19 protein-coding genes are annotated in these 18,532 nt (G+C 40.3%); 3 read left to right on the plus strand and 16 right to left on the minus strand.

Annotated elements, in window-relative coordinates; translation table 11 throughout:
* Positions 1 to 289: 289 nt before the first annotated feature.
* Positions 290 to 550 (plus strand): hypothetical protein, encoded by a 261-nt coding sequence (locus QUE03_RS13945; protein WP_286262483.1) that lies wholly within the window; start codon positions 290 to 292, stop codon positions 548 to 550.
* A 71-nt stretch (positions 551 to 621) separates the two neighbouring features.
* Here the strand turns inward: QUE03_RS13945 and rpoS are convergent, their stop codons facing one another.
* The 12 genes from rpoS to pyrG form a co-directional block, all read right to left on the minus strand.
* Positions 622 to 1,551 carry an RNA polymerase sigma factor RpoS gene (gene rpoS, locus QUE03_RS13950; protein ID WP_286262485.1) on the minus strand — a complete coding sequence of 310 codons (930 nt, stop codon included), beginning with the start codon at positions 1,549 to 1,551 and terminating at the stop codon, positions 622 to 624.
* Positions 1,552 to 1,626: 75 nt separating this feature from the next.
* Positions 1,627 to 2,466, minus strand: coding sequence for a peptidoglycan DD-metalloendopeptidase family protein (locus tag QUE03_RS13955; RefSeq protein WP_286262487.1), 840 nt, complete (start codon positions 2,464 to 2,466; stop codon positions 1,627 to 1,629).
* 38 nt (positions 2,467 to 2,504) lie between these two features.
* Entirely contained in the window at positions 2,505 to 3,083 is a 579-nt protein-coding gene (locus QUE03_RS13960; protein WP_286262489.1) for a YqaA family protein, read from the minus strand.
* The gene (locus tag QUE03_RS13965) at positions 3,080 to 3,742 is read right to left on the minus strand and encodes a protein-L-isoaspartate(D-aspartate) O-methyltransferase (protein WP_286262491.1); all 663 of its coding nucleotides are present in this window, start codon (positions 3,740 to 3,742) and stop codon (positions 3,080 to 3,082) included. The genes QUE03_RS13960 and QUE03_RS13965 overlap by 4 nt, the downstream gene beginning before the upstream one ends.
* Positions 3,739 to 4,491, minus strand: a complete 753-nt coding sequence (gene surE, locus QUE03_RS13970; protein WP_286262493.1) for a 5'/3'-nucleotidase SurE — start codon at positions 4,489 to 4,491, stop codon at positions 3,739 to 3,741. Before surE ends, QUE03_RS13965 begins: the two co-directional genes overlap by 4 nt.
* Before the next feature lie 10 nt (positions 4,492 to 4,501).
* A complete protein-coding gene (truD, locus tag QUE03_RS13975) occupies positions 4,502 to 5,545 on the minus strand; it encodes a tRNA pseudouridine(13) synthase TruD (protein ID WP_286262495.1) in 1,044 nt (347 codons plus the stop codon).
* On the minus strand, positions 5,538 to 6,023 hold the full coding sequence (ispF, locus tag QUE03_RS13980; protein WP_286262497.1) for a 2-C-methyl-D-erythritol 2,4-cyclodiphosphate synthase: 486 nt from the start codon (positions 6,021 to 6,023) through the stop codon (positions 5,538 to 5,540). The genes truD and ispF overlap by 8 nt, the downstream gene beginning before the upstream one ends.
* The gene (gene ispD, locus QUE03_RS13985) at positions 6,020 to 6,730 is read right to left on the minus strand and encodes a 2-C-methyl-D-erythritol 4-phosphate cytidylyltransferase (RefSeq protein ID WP_286262501.1); all 711 of its coding nucleotides are present in this window, start codon (positions 6,728 to 6,730) and stop codon (positions 6,020 to 6,022) included. The genes ispF and ispD overlap by 4 nt, the downstream gene beginning before the upstream one ends.
* Positions 6,731 to 6,757: 27 nt before the next feature.
* Positions 6,758 to 7,054, minus strand: a complete 297-nt coding sequence (gene ftsB / locus QUE03_RS13990; protein WP_286262503.1) for a cell division protein FtsB — start codon at positions 7,052 to 7,054, stop codon at positions 6,758 to 6,760.
* A gap of 110 nt (positions 7,055 to 7,164) precedes the next feature.
* Positions 7,165 to 7,782, minus strand: a complete 618-nt coding sequence (locus tag QUE03_RS13995) for a hypothetical protein (RefSeq protein WP_286262506.1) — start codon at positions 7,780 to 7,782, stop codon at positions 7,165 to 7,167.
* A gap of 177 nt (positions 7,783 to 7,959) precedes the next feature.
* Positions 7,960 to 9,258, minus strand: a complete 1,299-nt coding sequence (eno, locus tag QUE03_RS14000) for a phosphopyruvate hydratase (RefSeq protein WP_286262508.1) — start codon at positions 9,256 to 9,258, stop codon at positions 7,960 to 7,962.
* 117 nt (positions 9,259 to 9,375) lie between these two features.
* Positions 9,376 to 11,016 (minus strand): CTP synthase, encoded by a 1,641-nt coding sequence (gene pyrG, locus QUE03_RS14005; protein ID WP_286262510.1) that lies wholly within the window; start codon positions 11,014 to 11,016, stop codon positions 9,376 to 9,378.
* Positions 11,017 to 11,300: 284 nt separating this feature from the next.
* Between pyrG and QUE03_RS14010 the strand changes: the two genes are divergently transcribed.
* Positions 11,301 to 11,882, plus strand: a complete 582-nt coding sequence (locus QUE03_RS14010; protein ID WP_286262512.1) for a DUF4202 domain-containing protein — start codon at positions 11,301 to 11,303, stop codon at positions 11,880 to 11,882.
* A 180-nt stretch (positions 11,883 to 12,062) separates the two neighbouring features.
* On the plus strand, positions 12,063 to 13,664 hold the full coding sequence (locus QUE03_RS14015) for a GGDEF domain-containing protein (RefSeq protein WP_286262514.1): 1,602 nt from the start codon (positions 12,063 to 12,065) through the stop codon (positions 13,662 to 13,664).
* Positions 13,665 to 13,687: 23 nt separating this feature from the next.
* Here QUE03_RS14015 and QUE03_RS14020 read toward each other — a convergent pair whose 3' ends face one another.
* Genes QUE03_RS14020 through rlmD form a run of 4 tightly spaced genes read right to left on the minus strand, consistent with a single transcriptional unit; the run spans position 13,688 to position 18,515 of the window.
* A complete protein-coding gene (locus QUE03_RS14020) occupies positions 13,688 to 14,062 on the minus strand; it encodes a YbaN family protein (protein WP_286262516.1) in 375 nt (124 codons plus the stop codon).
* A 48-nt stretch (positions 14,063 to 14,110) separates the two neighbouring features.
* On the minus strand, positions 14,111 to 14,911 hold the full coding sequence (mazG, locus tag QUE03_RS14025) for a nucleoside triphosphate pyrophosphohydrolase (protein ID WP_286262518.1): 801 nt from the start codon (positions 14,909 to 14,911) through the stop codon (positions 14,111 to 14,113).
* A gap of 26 nt (positions 14,912 to 14,937) precedes the next feature.
* Entirely contained in the window at positions 14,938 to 17,139 is a 2,202-nt protein-coding gene (relA, locus tag QUE03_RS14030; RefSeq protein WP_286262520.1) for a GTP diphosphokinase, read from the minus strand.
* Positions 17,140 to 17,189: 50 nt separating this feature from the next.
* Positions 17,190 to 18,515, minus strand: coding sequence for a 23S rRNA (uracil(1939)-C(5))-methyltransferase RlmD (gene rlmD / locus QUE03_RS14035; protein ID WP_286262527.1), 1,326 nt, complete (start codon positions 18,513 to 18,515; stop codon positions 17,190 to 17,192).
* Between the last annotated feature and the right edge of the window lie 17 nt (positions 18,516 to 18,532).

The following is an 18,532-nucleotide window of genomic DNA, read 5'->3' on the forward strand; positions in this document are numbered from 1 at the left end:
ATACCTTGATTCTAGTTTTGTTTAAGGAATTTACCCATATCGACATTATGACAACAAATCGAAAGAAAACAAAACTTATTCATTAGTTTTTTTAATGAATAACATTACTTTATATCGGTGTAATAAATGTACAAACAGGCGTATTATTCGCCTCGTAGATGAAGGACATCATCTCTAGACACTGAATAACAGCTCGCATGGTAATAAATGTCCCCAACCCATTTATTGCAGCATGAGATAGGTCCTTTAATTTCTATATGGATATTTAACGATAATTTGAGGTACCAATATGAAAAACTTAACTAAAGCCATTTTACTCAGCACATTGTTTTCAGCTGGTTTCGTACAAGCTGCAGAGCCTACAGATGTGACGAAAATCAATACACAAGACTTTCAAAACGTAGCGCATGCATATTTAAATGAAAGCTTAATGTTAGTTGCAACAAATGATGTAAAACAAGATGCTAGTTCGCTACTAGCTCAAATAAGCATTAATGCTAAAGCCAATGACAAAGAGCTTATCGCAAACAATAGCTTAATTGCAGAATAACGATGAAAATGAAAAACCGTCTTGATATATCAAATTTACATCAAGACGGCATTAGTTTTTCTAAGAAAAAATCAAACTTGGAATATTGACTCGATAGATAAATTTTGTTGGCTTAAAATGTCCCGCAAACGTTTTAATGCTTCAACTTGAATTTGACGAACACGCTCTCGTGTTAAGCCAATTTCAGCGCCGACATCTTCCAAAGTTGCCGCTTCATACCCCATCAAGCCAAATCGACGTGCCAATACTTCTCTTTGTTTACTATTGAGCTCGTTCAACCAGTTAATGATATTATTGTTCATATCATTATTTTGTAGGCTGTTTTCTGGACCTTGGCTTTTTTCATCCGGAATAACATCTAAAAGCGCTTTATCAGAATCTCCGCCAAACGGCGTATCAACAGAAGTAATGCGTTCATTTAAACGCAACATTTTACTGACATCAGCAACGGGTTTATCTAATGCGAGAGCGATATCTTCAGCGGTCGGCTCGTGATCAAGCTTTTGAACCAGTTCTCGAGAAGTTCTTAGATAAATATTTAATTCTTTAACTACATGGATAGGTAATCGAATGGTACGTGTTTGGTTCATGATGGCACGTTCAATGGTTTGACGTATCCACCAAGTAGCGTAAGTAGAGAATCTAAATCCTCGTTCAGGATCAAATTTTTCAACTGCTCGTATTAAACCTAGATTTCCTTCTTCAATAAGATCTAATAGAGGTAAGCCACGATTGTTATAGCGTCTAGCAATTTTTACCACAAGGCGAAGATTGGATTCAATCATACGTTTACGCGCGGCTTCATCACCTTTAAGTGATAATCGAGAAAAATAAACTTCTTCTTCTGCGCTTAATAACGGTGAAAATCCTATTTCACTCAAATAAATTTGTGTAGCATCTAAGTTAGATGATGGCTCGTCTTGAGTTTTACTCGCACTCTCCTTTGCTTTCTTACTCGTTTTTGATTCCCGTTCAATTGTTTGTTCTTTTTGTATGCTCATGCTAAATATCCCCTCAACTAGCAACGGCCAATAATTGATTATCTATTCACTAAAACTCCATATATATTCTTATGATTATTTTTTAGGCAAGTACTTCAAAGGATTTACAGATTTACCCCGAAAGCGAACTTCAAAATGAAGCATGACTCTTTCAGCATCAGTATCTCCCATCTTGGCTATTACATTGCCGGCTTTAATAACTTGCTGCTCTTTAACTAAGATCTGGTCATTGTGAGCATATGCACTGAGGTAATCATCATTATGTTTTACTATGATTAACTTACCATAGCCACGTAATGCGCTACCTGCATAAACCACAACACCATCAGCAGCTACCTTAACCTTATCGCCACGGCGACCTGCAATGTCAATTCCCTTATTACCTTGGATTGCCGTTGAGAATGTCGCAATAACTTTCCCTCTGGCTGGCCATTGCCATTTTCTTATTTTTTGAGAAAAAACATTAGCCTGTGAAGCGGACTTTTTGCTTGTTTTTTGTCCACTTACAGTTCCACCATACGCCGGCTTTTTACTAGATGCAACTGGTTTATTATTCACTTTAGTACTGGTTGAACCAGAGCTTTTAATCGAATTATTCGCCGAAGGCTTATTTTTAATAGGCTGGGTGCTTTTTGAGGCTAAAATTAACTTTTGATTAGGATAAATTTTGTATGGCGAGGATAACTTATTGAGCTCAGCTAAAGTTCTAACGTCGGTTTTTGCCCGCCACGCTATAGAATAAAGGGTCTCACCTTTTTTAACCCGGTAGGTACTTGTCTTTATGCTGCTGACCGATGGACGCTTTAAAGAAATAGCTGTTTTTGACTCGACAACCGGTGCTGGCGTATTTCTCGAAGAACAGCCTGTCATTATCAAAATCAGGAAGAAAAACACCCATTCGCTAATTGCCTTCATGCCTATTGCTTAGTCCTTAGCATACTCATAAAAATTCATTACCTTAATGTAACATACGCAATAACAATCAAAACTACTAGCCCCCAGCCGATTACATCAACCCACTTGCGAAGGGCTCTTTCCATGCTCTCTCCCCCTAGTTTAATCAGTCCTGCGACTAGATAAAACCTCATCCCACGGCCGATGGTTGACGCGATCAAAAACGGAATAAACATCATATTCAGAAAGCCAGCACTTACCGTAAAGAGCTTGTAGGGAACGGGCGAGAATCCAGCGATAAAAACCACCCAAACACCCCACTCTTCAAACCACGTGACCGCTGTATCAAATCGCGTTTGATAACCGAATTCAGCAATTAGTGGCTGAACCCATGCATCAAACATGTAATAACCTAAGGCATAACCTGCAATACCGCCCAGCACAGAAGATATCGTTGTTATTGTGGCATAATGCCAAGCTCGTTTAGGTTTGGCCAACACCATGGGCGCCAGCAGCACGTCTGGTGGAATTGGAAAAAATACGGATTCAGCAAAAGTTAAAGCAGCTAAGATGAGCGGCGCTAGTTTATGTTTTGCCCACTTCATCGTCCAGTCATAAAGGGCTGAAAACAGTTTCATATCACTGAACCCGGTACCAAAGGTACAAATCTCACAGCTTCGACTTGTTGTTCATGAAAGTTATCGCCATTGCGAGTAATTATTTTCAATATTTGCGCATGATCTCCGACGGGGATCACAAGCTTCCCTCCCTCAGCCAGTTGTGTTAACAAAGCTTCTGGTATTGATGTCGGCGCAGCAGTAACAATTATCGCGTCAAATGGTGCTTTAGAAGCCCACCCTTGCCAACCATCGCCATGTTTCATTGAGACATTATGTAAATCCATCGACTGTAAACGCCTTTTAGCCTGCCATTGCAGTGACTTAATACGTTCAACTGAAAAAACCTTTGGAATAATTTGGGCCAATATTGACGTCTGATAACCAGATCCTGTACCTATTTCTAGTACATTTTGGGGCAAATATTCGGTCAATAGAAGCTCCGACATTTTAGCAACAATATAAGGTTGAGAGATTGTTTGACCTTGGCCGATCGGTAACGCTGTGTTGTCATACGCTTTGTGTGCCAATATTTCAGGAACAAATATATGGCGTGGAGATAACGCTATTGCTTTAAGTACTTGCTGATTTGAAATCCCTTCAGCATGCAACTTTTGAGCAAGCAGCTCACCACTTCGTCCTGATTTTCCGCTTGCGCTCCGTCCTACTTTGAGATTCATACCGTCAATTCACTCATCCATTTCTTCATATTATCCATACTTTGATGGGCTGTCATATCTACCGTTAGAGGTGTTACCGAAGCAAAATTGCGGCTGACTGCATTAAAGTCGGTACCTGTTCCACAATCAAGCTCTTGTCCTAAGGAGCCATACCAAAAAATATCTCGCCCCCATGGATCGGTCGTCTTTTTCATGGTCTCTGCTTTGTGCCTATGCCCTAAGCGTGTCACCTCGATGCCTTGCACTTCTGACAACGGTATATCGGGTACGTTCAGATTTATGATTTGATCTGCAGCTAATGGGTGCTGATCCAAACGTTTAATAATATTGGCGGCAATGACTGCAGCAGTTTGATAATGGCTTTCTTCTTTGCCAACTAATGATACTGCCACAGCAGGTAACCCCATATGGCGCCCTTCCGCCGCCGCCGCTACCGTACCAGAATACAAGGTATCGTCACCTAAATTAGCGCCGTTATTGATGCCGGCAACTACTAAATCTGGTGCACTAGACATAAGCTGGCTGATCCCTAAATGGACAGAGTCTGTAGGGGTCCCATTTACAGAGTAAAAACCACTATCTAGTTTATGGGCACGTAGTGGGTTGAGCAGTGTTAATGAGTTACTCGCTCCACTACAGTTTCTGTCTGGAGCAACAACTATCACTTCGGCAAACTTAACCAGTTCTTGGTAAAGTATTTTAATCCCTTGAGCATGCACACCGTCGTCATTGCTTAATAAAATTTTCATAATAAATTACTTACTCTTGAATCGGATGTCGTTCACTAACATCTTGATAATTGATTACTTCTCGCAATACGGTAGTTGCATATGCGCCTGCTGGCAATACAAAAGTTAGCAGCACATTATTATCCCGAACATCAATTTTTGACTGCGCAACGTTCAAACGCATACGTCGACGCTCTTGTTTCAGGCCGAATTTGGCAAGACCTGCACATAACTCTGGGAACAGAGACAACATCTTACTTTCAAATTGCTCAACTTCACCTTGGGTCATGAGATCACCAGCCCCCCACATGGAAGCTGTAAGGTCGATATCATTCTCTACTAACCGCTGTGCTAACTCTTCTGTTTTATCATCAACAATAAACACCGATTGACTGCCTGCAAGCATACAAACGTCACCTTGTTGAATCTCATTAAATGTTTCATCTTCAATTCGTTGATGAACGAGCTCATTGAAAATAAAAGAGCGCGCCGCCGATAGGTAAATACTGCGCTTTTTCTTGTCTTTGACTTTTACACCGGCAAACAGCGCTTTAGCTTTATCAATATTACCGCCTTCAAAACCAAATCGTTGTTCGCCAAAATAATTAGGAACGCCATGTTGTTCTACATGCTTCCATCTAGCTTTCACATCGTTTATGTCCGTCACATTGCGCAATAATAACTCGAATCGATTGCCCAGCAAGGCGCCCGTTTTAAGTTTTTTATTGTGACGTTGATAACTGAGGATCTCGACTCCATCAATTTCACAATCAGACAAGTCATATACCTTTTTGCCGGGTACGTGCACACCAAACCATTGCTCAGTCACGGCGAAGCGATCTTTTAATCCCGCATAGCCAACGAGGTTCTCTTTAACACCAAAATACTTTGCTAGCTGCCTTGCCACATAAACTGTATTAGCACCGGTTTTTCGAATATGAATGAAAAGATGTTCTCCTTCGCCACTTGGCGAAAAAGGTAACAATTCAAATACTTTGAAGTCTGCATATTCACTACGCAAATCTCCAGATGCCTTGGGGATACCATGTAAATAAGCTAGATTTTTTTTAGTCATTAGCGCTCTCTTGAACAAGTAACACTACAGCATGTACTGCTATCCCTTCTTTTCGACCGGTATAACCCAATTGCTCAGTTGTCGTTGCTTTTACATTTACTTGATTAATATTTGTTGCCAAATCTTCAGCAAGACAGCTCCGCATAGCTAGCAAGTGCGGCGCCATTTTGGGCGCTTGCGCTACGACTGTTATATCGGCATTGCCAATTTTGTAATTGTGTTGAGTCATTAAGTCAACAACGTGCCTTAGTAATATGCGACTGGATATATTCTCATAGCTGGCATCCGTATCAGGGAAGTGATTGCCAATATCTCCTAAGCATAATGCACCTAAAATAGCGTCGCACAGAGCATGTATGGCAACATCCCCATCAGAGTGTGCAATAAACCCTTGTTGATAGGGAATACTAACTCCAGCGATAACGAGAGGCCCCTCACCACCAAATTTGTGAACATCAAAGCCATGACCTATTCTCATTTTTCTTCCATCTGGTTTGTTAAGATAAATTCAGCTAACGCTAAATCGTCTGGGCGGGTAATTTTAATATTATCACTTCGACTTTCAATCAGTGTACTAGGTAAGCCAAACGCTTCTATTGCAGAAGACTCGTCAGTAATAGTGAGCCCTTTGTCAAAGCCAACTTCAATCGATTGGATCAAGTCAGTCACCTTATACATTTGCGGCGTCAATGCGTGCCACAAACGCTCACGCTCTATCGTACTTAACACTACACCACTATCTTCACTTCGCTTCATCGTATCTCGCACTGGATAGCCGAGAAGCCCCCCCTGTTCAGTAGCAATACAATGAGAGATAAGTGAGTCGATATCTGTTAGTTTGACGCAAGGACGGGCCGCGTCATGCACCAATACCCAAGGGTACTTCACAGAGTCAATCACCTTAAGCCCAGCCAGAACAGAATCTACTCGCTCTTTTCCACCATAAACAGTACGAATTTGAGGATGAGAAGCAATGTTGAGATGAGCAAAGTAACCATCTTCTTTACCAAGCACGACGATCACTTCTTTGATCATCGAGTGGCTTAATAGACGCTCAAGGGTATGCTCTATGATAGTCCTCCCGCCAATTGTTAAGTATTGTTTAGGGCAATCACTTAGCATTCGTTTTCCCACTCCGGCTGCGGGTACTACTGCAATAAGCGAAATGTTGTTAATTAATGGCACTTAGGTACTTCTCAAAAATAAATAGGATCATTTGGTGGTTCTAGGTTTGTTGTCATTTGGAATAATACGGAAAAATGTTTCATTCTCTTTGATCATCCCTAGCTCATTTCTGGCACGCTCTTCAATGGCTTCAACACCTAACTTTAAGTCGTCGGTATCGGCATAAAGTAATTTATTACGTTGCACTAATTTTTCATTGGTTTCTTTTTGACGTGCGACATCCGCTTCTAGTGCTAAATAGTCAGGCACACTATTTTTCCCGAACCAAAGCCGGTGTTGTAGTAGTAATAAAAAAACAAATAAAATTGCGGTAATTACGCGCATGGCACCAGTAAATTCAAACGAAGTACACTCATGATAAAAATGACAAAACTCTAACAGCTATTATAAGTAGCGATCAGCTAGAGTAAATAACTATCCTCATAAATGAGCCGTTAGTGCTCATTTATCTGCACTGAACGCTTAAAATTGCGCCAATTAATCGAGCAAGAGAGTAAAAGTTCTCGCATGGAGGGGATCTGCGGTCTTACCGGACCAGAGCTTTGCCAGCAATGGCCTGCACACGCTGCCATCATCACTTTCTTAGTTGGCTTTAATAACCTAATATTGGCATCGCTTATTTGCTGTGGTGAAAACCAGCCATGTAGATTTGTTCTATAGCGTTGATTTTCTATGTCAATACGATCAATGCAATCTATCGCTATGTGACTTTCTTTGTAAATTGGGACAACAACACCAACAGAAATGCTTGATTTTATATACCACTGCCAGACTTCATCGTTTGTCTGACCAGCCAATGGCATTTTCTTACCTTGTTTTGCTGACCATGTCGCATTTTGAGTATCTAAATCCAGCGGCGTATCTATCGTAACCATCAAGTAGGCAGCGCGCTGAATATAATAAGGCAAGCTTTTCAACTTAGCTTGCAAAGTTTGTACAGAGTCAATGTTAGCGCGTGTCAATATACTGATTTCACGCTCGTACAGCGCATTGCACAGCTCAGCATAATCCGGAGACTGCGATTGCTGATGCCAAAAAGAAGCTTGAGTCATGAAGGTTTAAATTACTGAGTTTTATAAAATATTTGTTTAGTATTTAAGCATACTTGATAACAAGGCAAAGATAAATCTTCATCCATTTCTAAAGGCTCAAAACATTATTACCATAAAACGAAAAAAGCCAATGCGGTAGCATTGGCTTTCTAATCTTTACTCGGATAATAAGAGCTATTATTGACCTTTTACTTCGCTACGGCCGTTAAATACAGCTTTATCACCTAAGAATTCTTCAATACGCAATAGTTGATTGTATTTCGAAACACGATCAGAGCGACATAAAGAGCCTGTCTTGATTTGACCGGCAGCCGTACCTACCGCTAGATCAGCGATCGTCGCATCTTCAGTTTCACCAGAACGATGTGAAATAACAGCGGTAAAGCCAGCATCTTTCGCCATCTTTATTGCCGCTAGTGTTTCTGTTAATGAACCGATTTGGTTGAATTTGATTAAGATTGAGTTACCAATGCCTTGTTCTATACCACGCGCCAAAATTTTTGTGTTAGTCACGAATAAATCGTCACCTACGATTTGCACTTTATCACCAATAAGGTCAGTTTGGTATTTAAAACCATCCCAATCTGATTCATCTAATCCGTCTTCAATTGAGATGATTGGGTACTGTGCACAAAGGCTTGCAAGAAAATCTGAGAATTCATTCGCCGTATATTGCTTGCCTTCACCCGTTAAGTCATAAATGCCTTTATCAGCATCGTAAAATTCTGACGCTGCACAATCAAGTGCTAAAGTTACGTCTTTACCAAGTTCGTAACCTGCCGCTTCTGTTGCTTCTTTAATAACAGCAAGCGCATCAGCATTTGATTCTAAGTTTGGCGCGAAACCACCTTCGTCACCTACCGCCGTGTTCATGCCTTTTGTGGAAAGCACTTTTTTAAGGGCGTGGAAGATTTCAGCCCCCATGCGCAATGCTTCACGGAAGTTCGGCGCACCAACAGGTTGAATCATGAATTCTTGGATATCAACGTTGTTATCTGCATGCTCACCACCGTTGATGATATTCATCATTGGTAAAGGTAAAGAGTATTGACCTGATGTGCCATTAAGATCAGCAATATGTTCAAATAATTGCACTTTCTTTTCCATAGCAGCAGCTTTTGCGTTTGCTAGAGATACAGCAAGGATAGCGTTAGCGCCGAAATTTTCCTTGTTTTCAGTGCCGTCTAAGTCGATCATAATTTGGTCAACATTGGCTTGTTCTAAAGCGTTAACTCCTGCGAGCGCTTTTGCAATGTCGTTGTTTACTGCTGCTACTGCTTTTAAAACACCTTTACCTAAATAACGCGCTTTATCACCATCTCGTAATTCGAGTGCTTCGCGTGAACCGGTTGAAGCGCCAGATGGAGCACATGCGCGCCCCCATGCACCTGATGCCAAATAAACATCAGCTTCTACGGTTGGGTTTCCACGAGAGTCCATGACTTCACGAGCAATAATTTTTTCAATAGTAGACATTTGATTCCTCTTCGCCTTTCTCGGCACATATTTTTTATTGGCAAAGGCGTGCTTTACCATGTTTAACATTAATCTAGAACGATAAAAAAACCGCAGCAAATGGCTACGGTTTTCGTGTTATTGGTTTGATATTGATTTGTGGTAGTCAAATGCTGCTGCCACAAAGCCTTCAAACAATGGGTGCCCATCTCGTGGAGTTGAATTAAACTCTGGATGGAATTGACCCGCGATAAACCATGGATGATCTTTATGTTCAATCATCTCAACTAACTTCTTATCTGAAGATAGCCCCGAGAAAACCAAACCAGCTTTTTCTAATTGGTCTCGGTAGTTATTATTTACCTCATAACGATGACGGTGTCTTTCATAAATTGTTTCACTGCCATATACGTCGCATGTTTTGGTACCTTTCACAAGGTGACACAATTGAGAGCCTAAACGCATAGTGCCGCCTAAGTCTGAATGCTCACTACGGTATTCAATCTGGCCTTCTTCATCTAGCCATTCGTTAATTAAACCAACTACAGGAAACTCAGTTTCTGGATCAAACTCAGTACTGTGAGCACCTTCAAGACCCGCGACATTTCTTGCGTATTCAATTAACGCAACTTGCATCCCCAAACAAATACCTAAGTAAGGCACTTTGTTCTCACGAGCATATTGCGCAGCAATAATTTTGCCTTCAACGCCACGCTCACCAAAGCCGCCAGGAACCAAAATAGCGTCCAACTCTTTCAATGCGTCAGAGCCTTTTGCTTCAAGTGCTTGAGAATCAACGTATTGAATTTTTATTTTAACTTGGTTCTTAATACCTGCATGTTTTAATGCTTCATTAACAGATTTATAGGCATCCGGTAATTCAATGTATTTACCCACCATACCAATGGTTAATTCGTCAATTGGGTTTGCTTCTTGATAAAGGACGTGTTCCCATTCTGAAAGATCCGCTTCTGGTGCTTCAATACCAAATCGCTTACAAACGATTTCATCTGTTCCTTGAGACTTTAACAGTGCAGGGATTTTATAAATACTGTCAACATCACGCATTGAAACAACAGCTTTTTCTTCGACGTTAGTAAACAACGCAATTTTAGAACGTTCATTCGCCGGAATAACGCCTTCGCTACGGCAAACTAAAATGTCAGGGAAAATACCAATAGATCGTAATTCTTTTACAGAATGCTGTGTTGGTTTGGTTTTAATTTCTCCTGACGCTGCTAAATATGGCACAAGAGTCAAGTGCATGAACATGGCACGTTCACGGCCTAGCTCTGTACCTAGTTGGCGAATAGCTTCAAGGAACGGTTGTGATTCTATATCACCTACCGTACCGCCAATTTCTACCATGGCAACGTCGTAACCTTCAGCACCTTCAATAACTCGGCGCTTAATGTCATTGGTAATATGAGGAATTACTTGAATGGTCGCACCCAAAAATTCACCACGACGCTCACGCGCCAGGATATCTTGATAAATACGGCCCGTAGTAAAGTTATTACGTTTAGTCATTTTGGTACGAATAAATCGCTCGTAATGCCCTAAATCTAAATCAGTTTCTGCACCGTCTTCAGTTACAAAAACTTCACCGTGTTGGATAGGGCTCATTGTCCCTGGGTCAACGTTAATATAAGGATCAAGCTTTAGCATGGTTACTTTTAAACCACGAGCTTCTAATATGGCAGCCAAAGAGGCAGCAGCAATGCCCTTACCTAAGGACGAAACTACACCGCCCGTTACAAAAATATATCTTGTCGTCATGTTAAACCCAGAAGTCAGGAAGTATTGAAAATTGGCTACTGCTAACCGTTAAATTGATTCAATTAAATTTAACGAAGCTAGAATAGCAGGACGGGGCGGCATTATACCGAAATTGAGCCTTAACGACAAGGCACCTACGCAGAAAATATCAGGATAAATATAGACAATTTTGCTAAGTTCTCGTCGATAAATTAAAACATAAATAGTTGATGAAATTAGTGAGCATCCACCCTACTATATACTCCCTGATATCCCCAAACTAATACGAGAATAAGAGTTTTACTATGGACAATGCGTTAATCGACGTACTCAACAAAATTGACGAAATAAACGCTCAAGATCCCAATCACACTATAGTCGGTGGTGAGCCTGTTGCAAAAGAATTGATTTATGGACAACGTATGTCGGCCTGTCTATCTCAATATTGGCCTGATGCAGATCAGTATTTACAAATAGCAGTACGTGCACAACATATTAAAAGATGGCATATCAAACGTAATGAATATCCACTAGGTAAAGCTGGCTATTTAAAATGGCGTAAAGAGCTTGGCTTATTTCACGCACAATTGACCGAACAAGTCATGCAAGAGTGTGGATATAATTTAGAAGATATCCAAATAACAGGCGCCATTGTCAGAAAAGAAAAATTACGCACAAACCCAAACACACAAACGTTAGAAGATGTCGCTTGCTTGGTTTTTTTAACCTACTATTTTGAACCATTTGCCGCAAAACATAGTGAAGAAAAGATTATTTCCATTGTGCAAAAAACATGGAAAAAAATGTCTGACCAAGCAAAAAACATTGCGCTTACTTTAACTCTTCCAGCGCATTTAGCCTCATTAATACAAAAGGCGCTAGCGTAGCCATTCATGCCGATGACTACAATTTACTGCCAAACTTTGGTATTGTTTGTAGTCACACTTCGCTGGTTGATTGAAATTCAATCAGCGGTATAAGAGAGTGAGCAAGTAGCAACGTAAGCACTCTGTGGCTTATAAATTTAATAACCATTTATTCTACGGTTAATTTGTACGGAATATTGAATGAACACCGACGTATCAACTCAAGACCTTCAAACGCTGAAGCGCTCTAATACTGAATTAAAAAGAGCATTACGGCATTTTATTGAATCTGCCCCGAATTATGGACCATTAGCCGTACAAATTGACAATATCCGTAATGCGCTAAAATCTAATCAAGCGATGTTCACCTTCGCATCTTTAGTTGAGCAATACGCTAAAATGAAGAAGAATGTTGATAATGTCGACTACCAAGCCCAGCAACGAGATTTAAGAACATTAAAGGCGATCCTTAAAAAGACGCTTACCAAGAATTTATCTACTGAACAGCTAAATAAAATTAACGATATTCTTGAAGATTTAGCTATCAATGAACCTTTGCACAGCATTTTGATCAAAACGGGCCGAACCATTGAGTCCTTTAGCAGTAATTTAAGCGAATTGAGAGATGACTCTAAGGTCATTATTGCTAAGAAAGATGTTGAAACCGAAGAAACTGATGTTGTGGCTGCCGATATTCATTTGGCCAGTAAAAAGCTGATCAAAGACGTGGTAATTATTTCGAAGCAACTAGCCAAAACTTACCCTAACGATCAATTTATTGGCAACTTGCTAGATGAAGCAAACAAAATCCCAGAAGGCAAAGGAACCTTTTTCGCTTCGATAAACCTTCTTGAAAGAACCACCACATATTTGGCATTGCTGATACAAAGGGAACGCTGCGCCGCAGAAGAAATGCTAAATGATATTCACGCTAGCTTAGTTGAGGCGTTTAACAAAACAACCGTGATTGAACATTTAGTAGAGTCGGCCCAAGCAGAAAGTCAGGGCATGAAGAAAAGCATGGTTACAAAGCTAAAAAATATGGAAGTGAAAGCTCGTTCAATCGATACCATTGAAGGTATGCAGAAACACATTAAAGACAATGTCCAATTGTTGTCAAAGATCATGAATGAATATGCAACAACCCAAAATAATATACATCAGAATAACGAAGCAACCATCAAAGAGCTCAACTTCAAAATAGAGAGTACTACGACCTTTGTTGACAAGCTTGAACAAAAACTAAATGTTGCTGAAGAAACAAACCTTGTCGATGAACTAACCACCGTAGGAAACCGTAAGGGCTATGTCTATCAAATCAATAAAGAACGAAAAGATTGGAACATCACTAAACAACCTTTGTCATTGATGGTAATTGACGTTGACAATTTTAAGAGCATTAATGATTCCTTTGGCCATAGTATTGGCGATCAAGTACTTAAATGTTTAGGACAAACCCTGAAAAAGAGTATTCGTTCAACTGACTATGTCGCTAGGTATGGCGGTGAAGAATTTGTCATCATTTTACCAGCAACGGACATTAAGAAGAGCATTAATATTACGCAAAAAATACGCGAAGTAATCAACTCATTAAAATTTGAGCTGCGCCGTAAAAACAAAGTACTGCGCATCACCTGTTCATTTGGTATCGCTACTTTTTCTGAAGAAACCAGCAATACAATTGATGTTTTTAATATGGCCGATAAAGCTCTCTATAAAGCCAAAAGCAGTGGAAAAGATTGCATCGTCGTTGCTCACAAAGACGAATTAGCAATGATTGATAAACAGAAAGAAACCAACTGATACAAACATGACAGCGGCTCTAATTAGCCGCTTTTTTTATGCTCAGTTAAAGGTAACCGCCAAATAAATACAGCCGGAAATAAGATTAAAACGAGCACCAAGAGTTTGATTTTAATATCATCAAGTAAGAACCATGACCACATTAGCGCTAATACAATAGAGCCTAATGCAATGTACTTACTTTTACGTGCAATAGACTTATGTTCTTGCCAATCATTAATTAATGGACCAAACACACGATTTGATAACAGTTTTTCATACAAATAAGGCGATGATTTGGCAAAGCAGCCAGCGGCAACTAATAAAAATGGTGTTGTAGGTAAAACAGGCAAAGCCGCGCCAAGAATGGCAAGCCCAACAAATACAAGACCTACTAGTTTTAAGGCGATTGATTTCACTTAGTTAACTCTGCATACAATGGCAAATTCAGTATAAATTCATTCAATTTAAGAAGCTTGTTCAACTTTTACCTGCTGCCAGTACTGCTCCAGCGCTGTAATGTCGTGTTCCTGAATAGTTTTTCCTGAGCCTTCAACTTTTTTCTCTACCGCTTCAAAGCGCTTGGTAAACTTATTATTTGCGGCTCGCAATATTGCTTCAGGATCTTGTTTAATATGTCGACAAACGTTAACTACTGCAAACAGCAGATCCCCTAACTCTTCTGCTAATTTATCTTGTTCTCCATAAAGTTGCTCCTTAACTTCTTGAACCTCTTCTTCCACCTTAGCAAAAACATCATCAAGATTATTCCAGTCAAAACCAACATGAGCACAGCGTTTTTGAATCTTGTTTGCTTGTGACAACGCGGGTAAATTTTTAGGAATATCGGCGAGAATGCTCAGCGCACGAGTTTTATTCTTGTGCTGACGTTCTTTAGCCTTTTCATTTTCCCAATTTGCTTTGATTTCAGCATCTGTAGTTAAAGACGTATCTCCAAAGACATGAGGATGGCGACGAATGAGTTTTTCACATATCGCCGCAATCACAGAATCTAAATCAAACTTTCTGTCTTCTTGTCCCAATTGCGCATAAAACACAACTTGGAACAATAAGTCACCGAGCTCTTTTTCCAACTCTGTAAAATCTTGTTGTGCAATTGCATCTGCAACTTCATATGCTTCTTCTAGCGTATGTGGGACGATAGAGGCAAAATCCTGCTTAATGTCCCACGGACACCCGGACACGGGATCTCTCAATTGTGTCATGATCCAGCGTAGCTTTTCCATTGAGGGTTTTGCATCAAGCATTCTACTTTCCTATATTTTTACAAGCATTAGTGAGACAAACGCTTGACGTCAATTATGTCATCCAGCTGGCGTAATTTAACCAATAAGCGACTCAGCATTTCACTGTTTGAAATCTCTAAAGTGAGTGACATTCTCGTTGTTCGTTTTTGTTCATCAGAATGACTTGCCATGCCGACAATGTGTACTCGTTCATTTGCAATAATAGTGGAAATATCACGCAATAGTCCTTGGCGATCGCTAGCGGTCACTTGCAATGTAGCTTGATAAGTTTGCTGTTCGTTATTCGCCCACTGTACTTCAATCTCACGCTCTGGGTGTTGATGCAATGCATTAAATAATTGATCGCAATCTTTCCGGTGAACTGAGATCCCTCGCCCTTGAGTAATAAACCCTACAATTTCATCTCCTGGTACTGGCTGACAGCATTTGGCCATGTGAGTGAGTAAGTTGCCCACACCTGATACCGTTACGCTATCCTTTTCTTGCGTTTGCGAGTTTTGCTGCTGCGGTTTTGTGACAATACTCTCGGGGTCTATATCGACTAAAGGTTGAGTTTTCTCATGAAGCTGCAACAAATAATTAATGACTTGTTGTAATCGAGCATTTCCAGAGCCGATAGCTGCATATAAATCGTCAACTGTGCTGACATTATATCGCTCGATGGCACGGGAAAAATCTGGTGATGTTATTGCGTGTTTTGCCAATTCCGTTTCGAGTAACTCTTTGCCTTGTACCGTGTGTTTGTCGCGGTCAAGTAACTTAAAGAAGTGCTGAACTTTCGCTCTTGCCCGCGCCGAATGAATGTAATTTAAATTAGGGTTCAACCAATCGCGGCTAGGGTTAGGCTTTTTACTGGTTAAAATTTCAACCTGATCACCCGTTTGTAATTTATGTGTAAAGGGCACAATTCGTCCAAACACTTTGGCACCGATACAGCAATGCCCTACGTTAGAATGAATGTAATAAGCAAAATCGAGCGGTGTGGCGCCCACGGGTAAATCAATCACGTCACCGTTAGGTGTAAATGCATAGATCCTGTCTTCAAAAACTTGGCTTCTCAATTCATCTAGCATTTGGCCATTTTCTGAAACATCTTCTTGCCATTGAAGAATTTTTCTTAGCCAGCTAATTTTCTCGTCAAAACCAGAGGTTTTACCACTGGCACTGCCTTCCTTATAGCGCCAATGTGCTGCCACACCTAGCTCAGCATCCTGATGCATTTGCTCGGTACGTATTTGCACCTCAACTGATTTACCTTCAGGTCCTAATACCACTGTATGAATGGACTGATAACCATTGGGTTTTGGCGTCGCGACATAATCGTCAAATTCATTTGCCAAATGCTTCCACGTAGTGTGTACAGCCCCTAGCGCGGCATAACAATCTTGAAGCTCATCAACAATCACCCTGACCGCTCGCACGTCAAACAGCTGGTCAAAATCTAGCGATTTATTCTGCATTTTTTTCCAAATGCTATAAATGTGCTTTGGCCGACCATAAACGGTGCCGCTGACATTCATTTCATCCAGTTGTGCCTGAAGTGAAGAAACAAAGTCGACCATGTATTGTTCACGCGCTAATCGCTTTTCGTCGAGCTGTTTAGCGATTTTCTTGTAGACATCCGGGTGTAGGTAACGAAAGGCTATGTCCTCAAGTTCCCATTTTAATTGACCAATCCCTAATCGATTAGCCAAAGGGGCATATATATTGGCGGTTTCTTTCGCGGCAATAACTTTTAGTTCTTCTTCACTGTTTTTTACAATTCTCAAGTAGCACAAACGTTCCGCGAGTTTTATAACGACAGCTCGCACATCATCGACCATTGCTAATAACATTTTTCGAATGTTATCCACCTGGTTAGCCGCAACTTGACTGGTTTGACTTTGCTGAAGCGTTTTTATCGCCTCCATTTGTGCAACACCTTTACACAAAAGGAATATCTGATCACTAAAACTTTCTTGTATTTCAACAAGCGTCAAATGCTTATATTCTATTAAAGGCACTAAGAATGCGGCACACAATGAGTCATTATCAAGGTTTAGCTCAGATAAAATTTCCACCATTTCTAATGACTTGATTTGGCATTCATGGTCTTTTGAAAAATGAACAGAAACATCTCGCCATAGGCTTTCTAAAGCCAACTTTTTTGCGTCACTTATGTCCAATGTTTCAAGCCATTGCTCAAAACTTGTATCCGACATTAAATGTGATTTACGCACTGAGACCATTAGGTATCCTTAACTGACTGAACATTCGTTGATTGGAAGTTTGATTGCGCTTAATTTTGTCGAAACAATACCATAGTTTCAACATGCTTTGTCTGAGAAAACATGTCAATTAGCGCTATTTTTTCAATTTGATAGCCGGCTGCTAATAATAGCTTACTATCACGCGCCAAAGATGCTGGCTCACAACTGACATACAAGATTAGTTTTGGCTTAAGCTCAGCTAGTTGCTGACACGCTTCGAACGCCCCCGCCCTAGCTGGATCTAAAAGCACCTTATCAAATTTATTTTTCGCCCACCCTTGCAGTTTCCAGTCGGCGTTTAAATCCGCATGATAAAATTGACAATTATCAATGCGGTTAGCTTTGGCATTGAGCTTAGCGTGTTCCGTCATGGTAGCGACTCCTTCAACAGCGATAACGTGCTTACATTGTTTTGCCATCGCAAGGCTAAAGTTACCGATACCACAAAATAAATCTAGCACCTGTTCATCATTCGACAACGCCAGCCAATCGATTGCTTGCGCAACCATTTTCTGATTTACTTTTGCATTAACCTGAATAAAATCATCCGGTCTAAAGTTAATTGTTAACTGCTCATTTAGCGCATAATTTAACGCTATGTGGCTATTTGAACATAGCGTTGAAACCTTGTTTCCATCATCAATAAAAACTTGCCAGTCAAATTTTTGCTCTGCAGCCAACCAGCAATTTCTATCGTGCTCTGTCAGTTTTTCCAATTGACGAATAACCACATTGTTTCGCTCGGCATTCGCAATAACTTCAATATGTCCGATGGACTTATACTGTGTTAGCTGAGCAACAGTACTTTTAAGTTCAACAAATACATTCGCTAATGTTTGCTCTAATACGGGGCATGTCTTAATCGAAATAAGTTCATTGGTTAATTTCTTTCTAAAACCAATGATTGCATCACCACGTTTATCAAATTGAACACCGATCCTCGCTTTACGACGATACTTCCATGCCTCATCGTGAACGGCAGACTGCCAAGGTAAGTTATTCATCCCCTCGCGGTTAAACAAGTTAGAAATTTTTTGCTGCTTAAACGCTCGCTGTTGTTCCGATGACAAATGTTGCAAATCACAGCCACCACACTGACTAAAATGACGACATTGTACATCAACTCTATTTGAGCTCATTGAAGTTACAGAAAGCAGCTTTGCTTTCATATATTTGTTTTTATGTTCCACAACACGAACTTTAACTTTCTCATTAGGTAAAGTTTCTGCAACAAAGACAGGTTTCCCTTTATATATTGCAACCCCAAGACCGTTATTGTCTAATCGCTCGATTTCTAGATCGAGTGTTTGACCTATCGCTTTTTTTTGTTGGGTTGCTTTAAAAATTTTAACCATTTGTTGATACCATTTAC

Origin of the sequence: Thalassotalea atypica (genome assembly GCF_030295975.1) — a bacterium.
GTDB lineage: Bacteria > Pseudomonadota > Gammaproteobacteria > Enterobacterales > Alteromonadaceae > Thalassotalea_F > Thalassotalea_F atypica.